This window comes from Mannheimia glucosida (assembly GCF_046267875.1).
Taxonomy (GTDB): domain Bacteria; phylum Pseudomonadota; class Gammaproteobacteria; order Enterobacterales; family Pasteurellaceae; genus Mannheimia; species Mannheimia glucosida.
Window position 1 is genome coordinate 2,016,721 of sequence record NZ_CP176502.1, and the last position, 15,050, is coordinate 2,031,770.

Here is a 15,050-nt window from a genome sequence, read left to right on the forward strand (position 1 = left end):
AAGATGAAAATGAAAAAACTCTTATTTATGAGCTTAATAGGACTTACTTTATCTGCGTGTCATTCCGGGTTTACACATAACAGCAGTAGTGATTCAAAATCGGAGACAAGAGAAGTTTATTCCACTCCACAAATTGATAATGCCAACGCTACGATACCAGGGCAAGGTCGTATATTCCCTCCGTCAAAAGTAGAAAAATCGGTAGGTAAGCAATCAAAAGTTAAAGCAAAAAAGAAAGCTGTTTCATCATATTCCACTAAGAAACGTTATAGAAATTTTAGTAGTTGTGATTGCGGTTATGGCTATTGCTACGGGCCAAGAGGCGGCAGATATTGCTACACATCTGGCGGTAACAAAAGCTATCGTTAAATTAACTAAGCCCTATTGCAATCAATGGGGCTTTGTTTTAGCGGCAAGTGTTCAAATGGTCAAAAAATGATTGACAAGGTTCACCTGAAAGTGTATCGTTTATGTAATCCTTGCGATTAGTGCAAGTGCATTACGCAACACTATTTTTATAGCCCTGATTGGTTTTCCAGTCGGGGCTTTTTTATTGCCTCAAAAATGAGGTGGAGTATGAAATATATGAAAGATATGGGAACGCAAAGCTATATTTGGTCTAGCTTTGGTGGTTTTATTGCTTGGTTAAGCGATCAGCAAAACTTAATGATATTAAGCCTAGCTATTGGTATTGTTACAGCTTGTGCGAATTTGTATCAGCGTTGTGAAGATGGTAAACGGCGTAAGCGTGAAGATGAGCGGGCGGAAGAGCTTCATCAAGCGAAAATGACAAGATTGAGAAAGGGGTTAAGTGATGAGTAAAAGCCTTAAATATGGCAGTGGTATCGTTTGTGGTATCGCTGCCATTATTGCATTAGTCCAATATCAACATCCCGAAATCCGCACTAACCAAGCTGGATTAGAGATTATCGGTAATGCTGAGGGTTGCAGACGTGATCCGTATAAATGCCCTGCCGATGTAATCACGGTTGGGATTGGCTCAACGGAGTTTGGCGGTGAAAAGATTAACCCATACCATCTTTATTCGGATAAAGAAATTGCTGACCGTTGGGCAAAAGATTTGAAGATTGCGGAGAGTTGTGTCAATCGTCATTTTAATGGTAAAGACATGAACGATAATCAATTTTCGGGAATGACGTCCGCTGTATTTAATATGGGTTGTTATAACATGAGATTTTATCGGAATAAACAAGGTCAATATGTGCAGACTACCATCCATAAACTCGCAGTGAATAAACAATTTGAGGAGATGTGTCATCGACTACCTGACTTTATTCGTGCCAGTGGTAAGGTGTTGAACGGATTGGTTATCCGCCGTGAAAAGGAGAAAGCATTATGCTTAACTGGATTAGTGGCACGATAGCCATTGTGATTTTGGGCTTGTGTGTATGGTTATGGGGTCAGTCTCAGATGATAGATAGCTTAAGAGCCGAGAACCAAACGCAAGCCCAAACCATTGAGCAGCAACAAAAAGTCAATCAACGGCTTGCTGATACGCTCGAGCAAGAGCGACAAGCGGTCGAAAAAAGCCAACAAATTGCAAATGAGCTGCGAACTAAAGTGGAGGTTGCACAAAGTGAAATTAAATCAATACTGGCACAAGACAGTTGTGCTAAAGCTGATTTGCCTAATGGCGTGGCTGATAGTATTAAGCGGCTGCACCAGCAAAACAATCACAAGCACTGAATATTTATATCCGCCGGCAGCATACCTAGTACCGTGCGAGCGAACAGAGTTTAGCGGTAAAACCTACGGCGATACGGTCGAGTATCTCGTTAGAGTAATGGGAGAGCGTGATTTGTGTGCGAGTCAGATTGACCGTATCAGAGAGTGGCAAGCACAAACCAAACAGGGTTTTAAATGACTTGGTGGATTAAACCGCTAATGAGAGTGGGAGCTTAATTGCTCCCTTTTCATTTGCGTTACATTACTTAGTTATGCTTTTGATTGTATCAAGATCATAACTAAGCAATGTGTTCTATTAACAAAAGGATTACTTATGATTATTAAATTGAAATTAGGTTCGGTGCTTGTGTTATCACAAGTTAAACAAGCGACTATTGCATACGCTGATTCAGAGGCGTATCAAACAGCAATCGAGCAAGCCAAGAAAGGTTTACGCGATGAAGATAAAGGTAAACCGTTTGAAACGGTTCTTCACTTACCTGCTGTGTATGCCGATGAAGATGGACAAGAAGAAGTTTGCCCTGAGCAGATTGCAACTACAGTACGTTCAGATAATGTAAGTGGCGATCCTGTTGCGGTGGTATTGATTCTAGATGATAACGTGGTTGGCGAACTGCAATCTATTTTCATTTATAAGACAGATTATGCGGAAGTGCTTACTGATACAGGCACTACACTAAGTAAAGTAAAAGCTAAACGTTATCGATAACTTATTATGCCAGCTAGAATACCCAAAGCCTGTCGCAAGCAAGGCTGCAAACATACAACCACTGATCCAAGTGGTTATTGTGATACGCACAAGTCTTGTGGTTGGCAGCGACATCAGCAAGGTAAAACATCATCGCAACGTGGCTACGGCTCACAGTGGCGAAAGCTAAGAGCAATCGTATTAGAGCGTGATAAGCATTTGTGCCAAGCCTGTTTGCAGCGAGGTTTGTATGTATCAGCCTCAGCTGTGGATCATATAATTGCCAAAGCACACGGTGGTAATGATGATTTATCCAATCTACAAAGTTTGTGCTACTCGTGCCATAAAACGAAAACCGCACGAGAACGGTTAGCGTAAAAATTTGGCAGGGAGGGGGGAGGAAAATCGCTAGGGCGAACGCTCTTCGAAACCGCCCCCTGAACTCAATTTTTACAACCGCGAAATTAAAAATTTAGGGTAAACGCCAAATGACAGGAAAATCCACTACGCCGGGACGAGGGCGAAAACCCACCCCGACCAAAGTGAAAGAGCGTCGAGGCAACCCCGGAAAACGAAAGCTAAATCAGAATGAACCTGAATTTAGCCCATTTAATGAACATAGCCCACCACCGCCACAGCTTAATGAAGATGGCCAGCGAATGTGGGCTTTTCTTTTGAAAGAATTATTACCTCAAGGTGTACTGTTTCAAACCGATCTTGAGGTTGTAGCCAACTATTGCATCGCTTATCAGAACCGAAATTCAGCCTGTAAAGACATTGATAAATACGGCACATTTGTTGAAAACAGCAATGGTGGACTCTCCAAAAACCCTGCCTTTACTGTACTGAATGAGGCTCTAAAACAGATGACAACATTTGGATCTCTGCTTGGACTTGACCCCAGCAGCCGCCAACGTCTAACTGGCAAAGCAGACGAACAAAACATCAACCCATTTGCGGAGTTATTACAATGACGGACAATATCAAAAAAGCGACTAAATACGCCAAAGATGTTGTTGCAGGGAAAATTCCGGCTTGCCGTTTCATTGTAAAAACCTGCCAGCAATATCTTGATGATCTTGAACGCCAACAAGCGGTCGAATTTCCCTATTATTTTGCGGAAGATAAAGCAGAAAAAGCTTGCAAGTTCATTCAATATCTACCGCACACCAAAGGCGAATGGGCATTAAAACGGCAGAACATCACACTTGAACCGTGGCAACTGTTCATCGTAGCCAATGCCTTTGGCTGGTTACGAAAATCTAACAACCTTCGCCGCTACCGTGAAATTTATGTGGAAGTGCCAAGAAAAAATGGTAAATCAGCAATTTCCGCCGGTGTCGGCTTGTATATGTTTTGTATGGACAACGAATTTGGAGCCGAAGTCTATTCAGGTGCGACTACCGAAAAACAAGCGTGGGAAGTTTTCCGCCCGGCACGCCTAATGTGTAAGAAAACCGATCTACTTTGCTCAACCTTCGGCATTGAAGTAAATGCTTCTAATCTAAACCGTCCAAGTGACGGTTCACGCTTTGAACCGCTTATCGGCTCACCGGGTGATGGTGCTTCGCCAAGTTGTGCGATTGTGGACGAATACCACGAACACAAAAACGATGAACTCTACACCACAATGCTCACCGGTATGGGAGCAAGAAAACAGCCGTTAATGTTCATCATCACTACTGCAGGTTACAACATTGAAGGGCCGTGTTACGACAAACGCCGTGAAGTGATTGAAAAACTTAACGGAGCAATCCCAAATGACGAACTATTCGGCATCATATACACCATAGATGAAGATGATGACTGGACGGACGAAAGCGTACTCCGCAAAGCGAACCCCAATTTTGATGTATCGGTTTATGGTGATTATCTGATTAGCCAACAAAACAAAGCGATCAACAACGCACGGCTCACCAACACTTTCAAAACCAAGCACCTGAACGTATGGGTATCAGCAAAAGAGAGCTTCTTCAATATGGTTAGTTGGGAAAACTGCAAAGATGAAAGCCTTAGCCTCAATGATTTCCAAGATGACGAGGTTTATTTAGGGCTAGATATGGCTCGCAAACTCGATATGAACTCGCTCGTTAAAGTATTCAGTCGAATGATAGATGGCAAACGTCATTACTACTGCATTGCTCCTGAATTTTTTGTGCCGGAGGATACGGTTTACAACACCGACACGGCCTTAAAACGTGTGGTAGATAAGTATCAAAAATGGGTAAACAGCGGGCATTTAACTGCAACGGACGGTGCAGAAGTGGATTATCGAGAAATCGAAGAAGTCATTAAAGAAACTAACCACCAACACAGAGTGTCTTGTGTGGCGATTGACCCACACGGAGCGATTGCAATCAGTCACAACTTGGCGGACGAAGGTTTAAACCCGATAACCATTACCCAAAACTACACTAATCTTTCCGACCCAATGAAAGAGCTAGAAGCAGCCATCGAAAGCGGACGTTTCCATCACGACGGCAACCCTATTATGACGTGGTGTATCGGTAACGTTGTCGGTAAAACTGTGCCGGGTAATGATGATGTGGTTCGCCCGATTAAAGAAATCCCCGAAAACAAAATTGACGGAGCAGTTGCTCTAATGATGGCCATCGGTCGCATTATGTTGAACGTGGACGATAACTTTTTCCCTAATGAGGTATTAGAATTATGAAAACGCTCCTAACAGATGTCATCGGTATTGGCGGATTTTTAATACTTTGTTATGGCGTGTATCTCCAATATGGAGAGGCTATTGCTTGTATGGCTGGTGGAACACTCTTATTGATCTATGCCCTTATAAGTGCCGGAGGTAAGCGGTGATTTTTGACAAACTTTTTACCACTCGCTCACTGGAAAATCCAGCCGTCCCATTAAATGCAGAGAACGCCTACGAAGAATTATTCGGCACACAACCAACAAAAGCAGTCAGTCCTGATTTAGCGATGAAACTCGCAGCGGTTTATGCTTGCGTATATGTTCTTTCCAGCTCTATTGCTCAATTACCGCTCCACGTTAAACGCAAAAGCGGCGATAAAGTAGAAACCGTTCGAGATCACTCAACTTATTACTTACTGCACGACAGCCCGAATTTTTGGCAAACCTCATATAAATTGCGTGAGTATGCTCAAAGTGCGGTGTTACTGTATGGTAATGCGTACATTCACATTGTGCGGAATAAAAATGGCACGGTGCAGTCTCTCGAATCACTTGAACCGTGGAAAGTTCAGCTACTGAAAAATGGCGGTCGTTACGTTTACGGCTATTATGATGACGACAAAACATTGAGCATTTCGCCCGATGATATGATTCACATTAAATCACTTGGGCCATCGATCAAAACCGGCAAATCCGTTATTCAAACCCACGCTGAAACCATTGGTCTAGGGCTAGATGCTCGCAAATTTGCCAGCGGATTTTTTGGCGGCAACGCACGACCGGCAGGGATTTTATCGGTAAAAACACCTATCAATAGCAGTTCTTGGGCTAATTTTAAGTCAATGTGGCAAGAGGCTCAAAATAAACTCCGTAGCGAAGAAAACAAAACCATTTTACTCCCGGCAGAACTTGATTATAAAGCCCTGACTGTATCGCCGGTTGATACCGAACTACTGTCAATGATGAAACTCAACCGCTCAGAAATTGCCGGTATTTTCAATGTACCGGCTCATATGATTAACGACTTGGAAAAAGCCACTTTCTCCAACATTTCCGAGCAAACCATTCAATTTATCCGCTATAGCGTAATGCCGTGGGTAGTAAATTGGGAACAAGAGCTAAATCGCAAAATCTTTACCGAAGCAGAACGCAAAGCAGGCTACTTCGTCAAATTTAACCTTGCCGGCATTATGCGTGGCACAGCAGCTGAGCGAGCCACTTTCTACCACAATGCTATTACCGATGGCTGGATGTCTCGCAACGAAGCTCGACAACTGGAAGATATGAACCCAGTTGAGGGCTTAGACGAAATGTTAGTCAGCGTGAATGCAGCCCAACAATCTCAACACAATCAACAACAGGAGAACAGCAATGAGTGATATTGAAAAACGCTCCTACGCTGGCGAAGTACGAGCTGAAAACCGAGAAAATGAACCAACGCACATTATCGGCTACGGCTCGGTATTCAACTCAAAGTCGGAAGTAATGTGGGGTTTCCGTGAAATCATTATGCCAGGAGCCTTTGATGATGTCCTTGAAGACGATGTAAGAGGTTTATTCAATCACGATCCGAATTTTATTCTAGGTCGCAGTAAAGCCGGTACATTAAGCCTTTCTGTTGATGAAACAGGCTTAAAATATGACATCATCGCCCCTGATACGCCAACCATTCGTGATTTAGTGATCGCCCCTCTAAAACGTGGCGACATTACTCAATCGTCCTTTGCGTTTCGTATCGCTCGTAACGGTGATGATTGGTACGAAAATGAAGATGGTGTCATTATTCGGGAAATCCACAAAATTTCACGTCTGTATGATGTCAGTCCGGTAACTTATCCGGCTTACCAAGAAGCCAGCAGCACGGCACGCTCCCTTGAAGCGTGGAAAGAAGCAAGAAATTCAGGAGCAATCGCAAAAGCCGTTTCACAAAAAGCCGCACGAGAGCGGTTTTTAAGCCTAATCAGTGCTTAAACCAACACAATTTTTATCAATACGAGCCACATTCTTGTGGCTTTTTTCATTTAAGAGGAAACCAAAATGGCTAAATTACACGAGCTACAAGAAAAACGCCGCAATATTGCGGTACAAATGCGTCAATTAAATGACGAAATCGGAGAAAAAACGTGGACGGATGAACAACGCACCAAGTGGGATTCGATGAAACACGAACTTGTCGGGGTAGAGGCACAAATTGAGCGTGAAGAATCGTTACGTTCAACCGATGCACTCTTTGTGGAAGAAAAACGTGAAGAGCAAGTTAAAGATCCTGTGTTAGATGTAGAAGCAAAACGCTCACAAGTATTTGATTCCTTCTTACGCCGTGGCTTAAGCGAATTAACTCAAGAAGAAAAGCAGGTAATGGCTGAACTTCGAGCTCAGGCAGCGGGTACTGATAACAAAGGTGGTTACACCGTGCCAAAAGAAATGCAGGCTCGTATTGTAGAAAAAATGAAAGCCTATGGCGGTATTGCAAGCGTAGCTCAAATTCTTAATACGGCAGATGGTCATCCGATTATGTGGGCAACCGCAGACGGCACAGCAGAAGAAGGTGAATTAATCGGTGAAAACGTAGCTGCGACCGAACAAGATGTGGAATTTGGTTCTGCTGAATTGGGTGCGAAAAAACTTTCTTCCAAAATTATCCGTGTATCGAATGAATTACTACAAGATTCCGGTGTGGATATTGAAGCGTTTTTAGCAAGCCGCATCGCTCAACGTATCGGTCGTGCGGAAGCAAAATATCTAATCCAAGGCACAGGTTTAGGTACACCGGCACAACCGAAAGGTTTACAGGCTGCCGTGACCGGTGTAACTCAAGCAGCAGCTGCAACTGCGGTAGCGTGGACAGATTTAAATGCTTTAATTCACTCAGTTGATCCAGCATATCGAAATTTAGACACGACTCGTCTTGCGTTTAACGACAACACATTGAAGGCATTAAAAGAAATGGTGGACGGTCAAAAACGCCCATTATGGTTGCCTGATATTGCAGGTGTTGCACCGGCAACTATTTTAGGTCAGCAATATGTTATCGACCAAGGCATCGCAGACATTGCTGCCGGTGCGAAATTTGCTTACTTCGGTGATTTTAGTCGTTTTATTATCCGACGGGTCTCGGGTATGACATTACGCCGTTTAGTGGAACGCTACGCAGAGTTTGATCAGGTCGGTTTCTTGGCATTCCACCGTTTCGACTGTGTGCTTGAAGATACCGCAGCAATAAAATCATTAGCCGGTAAAGGCTAATCGCTCTACGCAGGGAGAAAGACTATTCTCCCTGTTTCTATAAGGTAAAGCAATGAACATTACCCTAGAAGAAGTCAAACAACAATGCCGTATCGAACACGAGCTGGAAGATGATTTGCTCAATGGCTACCTGCTTTCAGCCCGAAAAACGGTAGAAAATCTGACTAATCGCCAACTTTTTGATGAACTACCCGAAGAACCACCGGCAAATGCCTTGCTTCTGACGGCAGATCTCAAAATGGCGGTATTAATGCTCACGGCATACTTGTACGAAAACCGAAGCGGCTGGAATGAAGCGAATAACTCACCGAATTTTGCCATTCCGCCAACAGTCGAGATTATTATTCAACCCTATAAATTCATCACGCTCTAACAAGCGGTCAAATTTTCCGAAAAATTTACATAAGGAAAGGTATGAACATCGGCAAACTTCGTCATCGGATTATTATCCAAACGCAACGCAACCGCCCAAGCGAATATGGTGCAGTCGTTGCCGAATGGCACGATTTACACACCGCTTGGGCGGAAGTTAAACCGATTTCGGGGCGAGAACTTAACTCGGCAAACCAAATTCACAGTGAGGCTACGATGCAAATTTGGCTACGTTACTTGCCGAACCTTGATCACACAATGCGAGTGAAATTTGGTAACCGCCTATTTGAGATTGTGGCAATCCAAAACTGGCGGGAACTTGATCGAAGTCTATTACTGCATTGTAAGGAACTAACCAATGGCAATGCTCAACGTTAAGATTGAAGGCTTAAAAGAGCTTGGTCAAAAAATGCAATCGTTAGGCAAAAAAGCCTCAAATCGGATTGCAGTCAAAGCGATGCGACAAGGTGGTGCGATAGTGCGAAATACCGCCCGAGCCAAAGCTCCTGTATTGCAAGAAAACGTACCACATCGTAAAAAAGGCACATTGAAAAAAGCGATTACCGCCCGAACCAAAATTAAAAACGGTAAAACAGAAACAATCGTTTGGGTTAAGAAATTGACCGACAAACAAATTAGCCGTTTCAAAGGGAAAAGCGGAAGAGGTGGGGCTTACAATCCTAACGATCCGTATTACTGGCGGTTTGTAGAGTTCGGCACAAGCAAAATGGGAGCAAAGCCATTTATGCGACCGGCTTTTGAACAAAGCAAACAGCAAGCGGCGAAAGCTATTACCGATACGCTCCGCACCGAAATTCACAAGGAGGCTTCTTGATTCAAAATGAACTCTACTCTGCCCTGAAATCACTGGTTTCAGGGCGTTGTTTTTATGAAGTGATTCCTGAAACTAATCGGGAATATCCTGTAATTGTCTATCAATTCCCAACTATTACACCAAATTCTGCTTTAGAAGATGGCGATCTTGATGATTTTACAGTACAGATTGACATTTACAGCCCCAATCCTGATGACATCTTCGCTTTGCGTAAACCAATTTTTACTGCCCTAACAGAAAACTTTGATTTTGCTGAGCGTGTGAATGATTTCAGCGATTACGAACCCGACACTAAACTACATCGTCGGGTGATGACTTATCAAATTGCTTACGGAGAATAACCATATGGCAACACAAACCACCCCATTTCAGGGAACAAAATTTTATATTGGTACTGGCTTAACCCAAGAAAAAGCCATTACTGCTTGTACGGTAACACCTAATGCAACAATTACCGCCGCTGGTCACGGTGCTAAAGTAGGCGATTTTGTCAAAATCACCGGCTTAGGTTCACTTGATGGCTTTTATCCTGTTAAGTCTGTTGCTTCAGATGTCTTAACATTTGCTGATGAGGTAGATTGGACATCACAAGATAGACCAACGGATTTCGCAGCAGCAAAAGTAGCAGTTGTGAAATGGTCATCAAACTTCTGTGCGATCAAAAACATTGAAGGCGATGGCGATACATTAGGCGAAGAAGATGTGACGACAATGTGTTCGGAAGGAACAGAAACCGAAGCAGGTGAAATTGAATATGGTTCAATTAAACTTACATTCTTTTATGCGCCGGCTACGGCAATGCAGTCAGATCTTCGCAAGAAATTCTTCGCAAAAGAAACGTTCCCTTGGATGATGGTATTAAAAAACAAACAAGGTTCTTTATATGGCACAGGTTTCATTCAAACCAGCCCGAACTGGAGCGGTGAAGTAAAAGGTAAATTTGAATCAGGCGTTACGATTAAAAAATCAAAACGTGATTATCATTTACCTGTAATTGCATAATTTTGCCCGAAATAGACCGCTTGTATAGCGGTCTTGTTAATTTGATGAGGATGAAAAATGACTATTGGCACTCGTGAATCATTATTAGCAGAAAATAAGCCAAAACTGAAGAAAATCAAAATTGGTAATTCCGAATACTTTATTCGTGAATTTAATGTTGGCGATATGAACCGTAGCTTATATGGCCAGCAAAAAGTAATGTGTGAGCTAGCAGAAGCTCAAGGCATTGAATTAAACTATGATGATCCTGAAGAGTTAGTAAAACAGCTCAGCAAAGTTTACGATCCGTATCGCTTAGCCAGAAACCTTGCTCTACGTTTATGTGATGCAGATGGTAATAATTTGTTTGATTTTGAAAATATGGACGATTTAGAAGCGTTATCCCGCCTAGATAAATCCGTATCAGAAGAGTTAAGCCGTGCATTAATGGTAGAAGAACCAAAAAACTCACAACCCGACGCAAGTTCCAACTAATACTCAGTCTTGCGTTGGGTAAAACATTAGCAGAAATCGAAGAAATGCCTGAATCGCATTTCCAAGAATATATGTTATTTTATGAAGAACAACCTTTTGGACTATGGAGAGAAGATTACCGTACAGCACAGATTTCACATCTGTTAGCGGCAATTCATCGAGATCCGAAACAAAAAGCCACAACCATTAGCGATTTAATGCCCTTCTTTTCTGAAAAGAAGAGTGCTGAAAATGATGAAGATGATGGTTCAGTGGCTTATCTGGCTAATCGATAAAATAGTTATTGCATGGCGTAAAACTAGACAATATAATCAAAGTATTAGTAACAAGTAGGAGAATTGGCATATGCGTGATTTTATCCAGTTTTGGGCAAAATTCTTTTTTATAATGCTGATAGCATTAGGTGCAGTATTTCTTCTATTTGCTGTTGATTTTGCCTATATTCTCACATTTTTTGGTATGTTTGCCATTGTGTTTGTTGTTCGCTTAGTCCAGGCTATTATTCAAACTAACAGACACTATGATGACTTAGAAAAGGCTGAAAAAGAAAAAGCCCGTGTAAACTACGTCATTATTAAATAAAACTAAATTTTTCAAAGAAGCCCGCATTTGCGGGCTTTTTTATTGGGGGGAATATGGCTTCTCTTGGTAACTTAAATATCAGCTTGAGTTTGGAAACAGTCCAATTTCAGCAAGGGCTAAACAAATCTGCTTATCAATCACAAAAATTTTCAAGAGAATTTCAAGTAAATTTATCTGCCGCACAAAACAAAGCAAGACAATTCTCCGAACGTACAACCCAATATTTAAATAATATTGAACGTGCAGCTACCTCAATTAATAAAACAGCAAATATCAGCTTATTTTCAAGTATTGCCAACTGGGCAGGAAACAATTTGGTATCTGCAGCCTCACAAACATTGAAATATGCGGATAGCTATACAGAATTGCAAAACCGTATGCGTTTAGTAACTGATAGCCAAAATGAAATGGTCGCTGCAACTAATACGGTATTTGATATATCGTTACGCACAAATCAAGCTGTTGGAGCAACTTCAGAAGTTTACCAACGATTTGCGAAAAATGCTGATACTCTCAAAATTAGCCAAAAACAAGTTGCTGAATTGACAGAAACAGTATCAAAAGCAGTTGCAATGTCTGGGGCAAGTTCTGCTTCTGCAGAAGCTGCTTTAATGCAGTTTGGTCAGGCAATGGCAAGCGGTGAATTACGTGGTGCTGAACTCAATTCTGTTATGGAGCAAACTCCAGCATTAGCACAAGCTATTGCAGATGGTTTAGGTGTGAGCGTTGGTGCATTAAAGGATATGGGGAAGAATGGCGAGCTCCAAATCTCGAAAGTGATTGAAGCTCTCCAAAAAGCGAAAGATACCGTTGATACGGATTTTGAAAAGCGTGTAAAAACACTTTCAATGTCCTTTACCAACCTTGAAACATCAATGATCCAATTCGTTGGACAGGTTGATTCAACATACGGTGTTACTCAAAAACTGGCAGAAGGAGTTGATTTTGTATCTGAAAATCTTGAAAGTATGATCAAAGTTGCTGGAGCTCTTATTGGAGCATTAGCAATCGGGCATATCAGTAAGTATTCGGCGACACTCTTACAAACAGGTTACAACAGTGCGAAAAATGCAATCGCTCATACTCGTGAAGCTCAAGCTATTTTAGCCAAAGCAACAGCAATGCGGACTGCTGCACAAGTGGAAATGGCAAGTCTTGCCGCACAGCTTCAGCTAGCTCAATCAGAAAAAACTCGCTACGCTTTACGTGAGCAAATGAAAGTGCAAGCAGCTCAAATTATTGCTTTGGCGGAAGCAGAGGCAACAGCCAAACGCAATTTAGCAGCAGCAAACACTTTAGCCAGTACAGCGGCTAGAGGGTTACAGAGTGCAATGGCATTACTTGGTGGCCCCGCTGGTGTGATTATGATTGCAGCAAGTGCGTTAATGTATTTTAGCAGTCAAGCAGATCAAGCTCGCCAAAAAGCCCTAGATACAGCAGGGGCAAACGAACGTTTAAAAGAAAGCTATGATGGGTTAAGTGCTGCCGCTATCTCGCTCAAAATTACCCAACAACAGGAAGAATTAGAAAACTACAAAAACCAAATTCAACAACTTCAATCTGATATATCAGTCTTAGAAGCTAACTGGTTTACAACAGGCTTACCAATTCCTGATAGCGTAAAAAAAGAGATTGCCGAACTAAGCGATCAAATTGAGCTGTTGAAAGAAAATGCCAACATTGATTTCTCTGTGCTTGAAAACCAACTTGAGGCATTGGCCCGGGCAATGTTATCAAGCGGAAAAAGTCTTGATGATGTTAGGGATAAATTTAAACTCTTAGGTATTGATGCAAGCGAAACGGAATGGATTTTAGCAGGCATTCCCTCAACGCTAAATGATATTGGTGATAGTGCCGAAAAAGCTGCAGGGGAAACACTTAATCTTGATGATGCAATGAAAAAATTGCAAGAGAGATCAGTTACTTTAGCTCAAAAATTGGAAGTCGCTAAACTGGAACAACAAGGGCAAGCAGAATCAGCCTATGTACTTGCTGGACTTTATGAATTATTGGGTGTTGAAGGAGCTAAATATAATGAGGTTTTAATCGGCATTGCCACAGGTACAATTACTGCAGCTAATGCGGCAGATAAAGCCATTGGGCTTTCGCAGGAAACATTGAAAAAAATCCTTGACGGCAAAGCTATGCTACAAGGAATGTTCAAAAATGAGACTCAAATTCAGACCATTAAAACTGAGTTAAGGGAAAGAGCTAAAGTAACTAAGCCCAAAAAAGAGAAAAAAGCCAAGAAAAGTGGTGGCGAAAATGCTCGCGATAATTGGCTTTCATTTTATGATGATTTACGCAAGAAAAGCGGTTCAACGTTAAATGAAATCAATCTCGAAGAAACACGAATGTTTCAACGACTTGAAGAGCATATGAAAAAAGGAGTGGTTTCTCATACTGAGTATGAAACAGCTAAAACAGCCATTACACAGCGTTTTGCGAAAGAACGTTTAGAGTTAGCAGGTAAATATGCTCCTGAAAAACTACTTTCCGCAAATTTAAAAGATGAATTGTCTGCTATTCAGGAATTACGTAAAGCAGGTCATCTGACAGAGAGTGAATATCAAATAGCAGAGCAACAACTCAAATTTGATTATGCTCAAAATAAATCTCAACAAGCTATTAGCCCGATAGATCAAGTGCGTGGAATGTATGATTCTGAGCAGGACTTGAAAAATCAACAAGCCCGAGAATTAGCCCAACTTCAAGCATTTTATGATCAGAAATTGATGACTGAAGAGGAGTTTCAGAAACGTAAACAGCAAATTATTTCGCGTTACGAAAATGAACGCTGGCAAAAAGAAATGTCCGAGTATGCGACAGGACTTAATGATCTTGGTGGTGCATTTGATGTTCTTACATCAACTGTTGAACAGTCGGCCGGTAAACAGTCAGCCGCTTATAAGGCAATGTTTGCCGTATCAAAAGCCTTTGCTATTGCCGAAGCTAGTGTGAAACTATCACAGGCTATTGCTCAGGCTATGGCTGATACAACTGCACTTACTCCAGCACAGAAATTTGCGAATATGGCAGCAGTTGCAGCTGCTGGAGCAAATGTCATTTCTCAAATTACAAGTGTTGCCTTTGCGAAAGGAGGCCACGTTCAAGGACCTGGGACAGGTACAAGCGATTCAATTCTTGCTCGATTATCCAATAACGAATTTGTGATGACCTCTCGCACGGTCGATCATTATGGTGTCGGATTTCTTAATGCCCTTAATCAACGTCGTTTACCTAAATTTGCGAATGGTGGTCACGTCGGTGGCAAGTCAGGTAATTATGATGGTTTGTTTAATAGTAACAATGCCCAAAGCAATGAAGTATCTATTACGATCAACATTGATAGCAATGGAAATGAGGAAGTTACAATGGAGCAAAAAGCTGCACAAGGAAAAGAACTCGCTATGGCTATTCAGGCTAATGTGCTTGAAGTATTGAAAAAGCAACGTCGCCCAGGTGGTTTGCTCTCATAGGTGGTAA

At 42.0% G+C, this 15,050-nt stretch carries 20 protein-coding genes; all 20 read left to right on the top strand.

Annotated features, from left to right (window positions below):
• The first annotated feature begins 9 nt into the window (after window positions 1–9).
• The 20 genes from ACJ7Z2_RS09700 (at window position 10) to ACJ7Z2_RS09795 (ending at window position 15,043) form a co-directional block, all read left to right on the top strand.
• Complete coding sequence (locus tag ACJ7Z2_RS09700) at window positions 10–369, top strand: hypothetical protein (RefSeq protein ID WP_134916739.1); 360 nt, start codon at window positions 10–12, stop codon at window positions 367–369.
• A 207-nt stretch (window positions 370–576) separates the two neighbouring features.
• Entirely contained in the window at window positions 577–822 is a 246-nt protein-coding gene (locus tag ACJ7Z2_RS09705) for a hypothetical protein (protein WP_006251705.1), read from the top strand.
• A complete protein-coding gene (locus ACJ7Z2_RS09710; RefSeq protein ID WP_134916740.1) occupies window positions 815–1,384 on the top strand; it encodes a lysozyme in 570 nt (189 codons plus the stop codon). Before ACJ7Z2_RS09705 ends, ACJ7Z2_RS09710 begins: the two co-directional genes overlap by 8 nt.
• Window positions 1,357–1,707, top strand: a complete 351-nt coding sequence (locus ACJ7Z2_RS09715) for a DUF2570 domain-containing protein (RefSeq protein WP_409500153.1) — start codon at window positions 1,357–1,359, stop codon at window positions 1,705–1,707. The genes ACJ7Z2_RS09710 and ACJ7Z2_RS09715 overlap by 28 nt, the downstream gene beginning before the upstream one ends.
• Before the next feature lie 313 nt (window positions 1,708–2,020).
• A complete protein-coding gene (locus ACJ7Z2_RS09720; protein ID WP_409500154.1) occupies window positions 2,021–2,416 on the top strand; it encodes a hypothetical protein in 396 nt (131 codons plus the stop codon).
• A 6-nt stretch (window positions 2,417–2,422) separates the two neighbouring features.
• Window positions 2,423–2,773 (top strand): HNH endonuclease, encoded by a 351-nt coding sequence (locus tag ACJ7Z2_RS09725; RefSeq protein ID WP_409500155.1) that lies wholly within the window; start codon window positions 2,423–2,425, stop codon window positions 2,771–2,773.
• Between the two features lie 110 nt (window positions 2,774–2,883).
• The gene (locus tag ACJ7Z2_RS09730) at window positions 2,884–3,369 is read left to right on the top strand and encodes a phage terminase small subunit P27 family (RefSeq protein ID WP_249763893.1); all 486 of its coding nucleotides are present in this window, start codon (window positions 2,884–2,886) and stop codon (window positions 3,367–3,369) included.
• A complete protein-coding gene (locus ACJ7Z2_RS09735) occupies window positions 3,366–5,069 on the top strand; it encodes a terminase large subunit (protein ID WP_409500156.1) in 1,704 nt (567 codons plus the stop codon). The genes ACJ7Z2_RS09730 and ACJ7Z2_RS09735 overlap by 4 nt, the downstream gene beginning before the upstream one ends.
• Window positions 5,070–5,214: 145 nt before the next feature.
• The gene (locus ACJ7Z2_RS09740; protein WP_409500157.1) at window positions 5,215–6,432 is read left to right on the top strand and encodes a phage portal protein; all 1,218 of its coding nucleotides are present in this window, start codon (window positions 5,215–5,217) and stop codon (window positions 6,430–6,432) included.
• Entirely contained in the window at window positions 6,425–7,024 is a 600-nt protein-coding gene (locus ACJ7Z2_RS09745; protein WP_006251697.1) for an HK97 family phage prohead protease, read from the top strand. The genes ACJ7Z2_RS09740 and ACJ7Z2_RS09745 overlap by 8 nt, the downstream gene beginning before the upstream one ends.
• 66 nt (window positions 7,025–7,090) lie before the next feature.
• Window positions 7,091–8,299 carry a phage major capsid protein gene (locus ACJ7Z2_RS09750; RefSeq protein WP_409500158.1) on the top strand — a complete coding sequence of 403 codons (1,209 nt, stop codon included), beginning with the start codon at window positions 7,091–7,093 and terminating at the stop codon, window positions 8,297–8,299.
• A 52-nt stretch (window positions 8,300–8,351) separates the two neighbouring features.
• Window positions 8,352–8,672 carry a head-tail connector protein gene (locus tag ACJ7Z2_RS09755; protein ID WP_249763887.1) on the top strand — a complete coding sequence of 107 codons (321 nt, stop codon included), beginning with the start codon at window positions 8,352–8,354 and terminating at the stop codon, window positions 8,670–8,672.
• Window positions 8,673–8,713: 41 nt separating this feature from the next.
• Window positions 8,714–9,049, top strand: coding sequence for a phage head closure protein (locus ACJ7Z2_RS09760; protein ID WP_134916750.1), 336 nt, complete (start codon window positions 8,714–8,716; stop codon window positions 9,047–9,049).
• On the top strand, window positions 9,030–9,506 hold the full coding sequence (locus ACJ7Z2_RS09765) for an HK97-gp10 family putative phage morphogenesis protein (RefSeq protein WP_409500159.1): 477 nt from the start codon (window positions 9,030–9,032) through the stop codon (window positions 9,504–9,506). Before ACJ7Z2_RS09760 ends, ACJ7Z2_RS09765 begins: the two co-directional genes overlap by 20 nt.
• Window positions 9,503–9,847: a DUF3168 domain-containing protein gene (locus ACJ7Z2_RS09770; RefSeq protein ID WP_032844558.1), complete on the top strand. Its 345-nt coding sequence runs from the start codon at window positions 9,503–9,505 to the stop codon at window positions 9,845–9,847. Before ACJ7Z2_RS09765 ends, ACJ7Z2_RS09770 begins: the two co-directional genes overlap by 4 nt.
• Window positions 9,848–9,851: 4 nt before the next feature.
• Complete coding sequence (locus ACJ7Z2_RS09775) at window positions 9,852–10,508, top strand: hypothetical protein (protein ID WP_006252746.1); 657 nt, start codon at window positions 9,852–9,854, stop codon at window positions 10,506–10,508.
• 57 nt (window positions 10,509–10,565) lie between these two features.
• Window positions 10,566–10,982, top strand: a complete 417-nt coding sequence (locus ACJ7Z2_RS09780) for a hypothetical protein (protein ID WP_006252745.1) — start codon at window positions 10,566–10,568, stop codon at window positions 10,980–10,982.
• A 44-nt stretch (window positions 10,983–11,026) separates the two neighbouring features.
• Window positions 11,027–11,257, top strand: a complete 231-nt coding sequence (locus tag ACJ7Z2_RS09785) for a DUF4035 domain-containing protein (protein WP_032844570.1) — start codon at window positions 11,027–11,029, stop codon at window positions 11,255–11,257.
• A gap of 70 nt (window positions 11,258–11,327) precedes the next feature.
• Entirely contained in the window at window positions 11,328–11,564 is a 237-nt protein-coding gene (locus ACJ7Z2_RS09790; RefSeq protein WP_172459171.1) for a hypothetical protein, read from the top strand.
• Window positions 11,565–11,617: 53 nt separating this feature from the next.
• A complete protein-coding gene (locus ACJ7Z2_RS09795) occupies window positions 11,618–15,043 on the top strand; it encodes a tape measure protein (protein WP_409500160.1) in 3,426 nt (1,141 codons plus the stop codon).
• The last annotated feature ends 7 nt before the right edge of the window (window positions 15,044–15,050 follow it).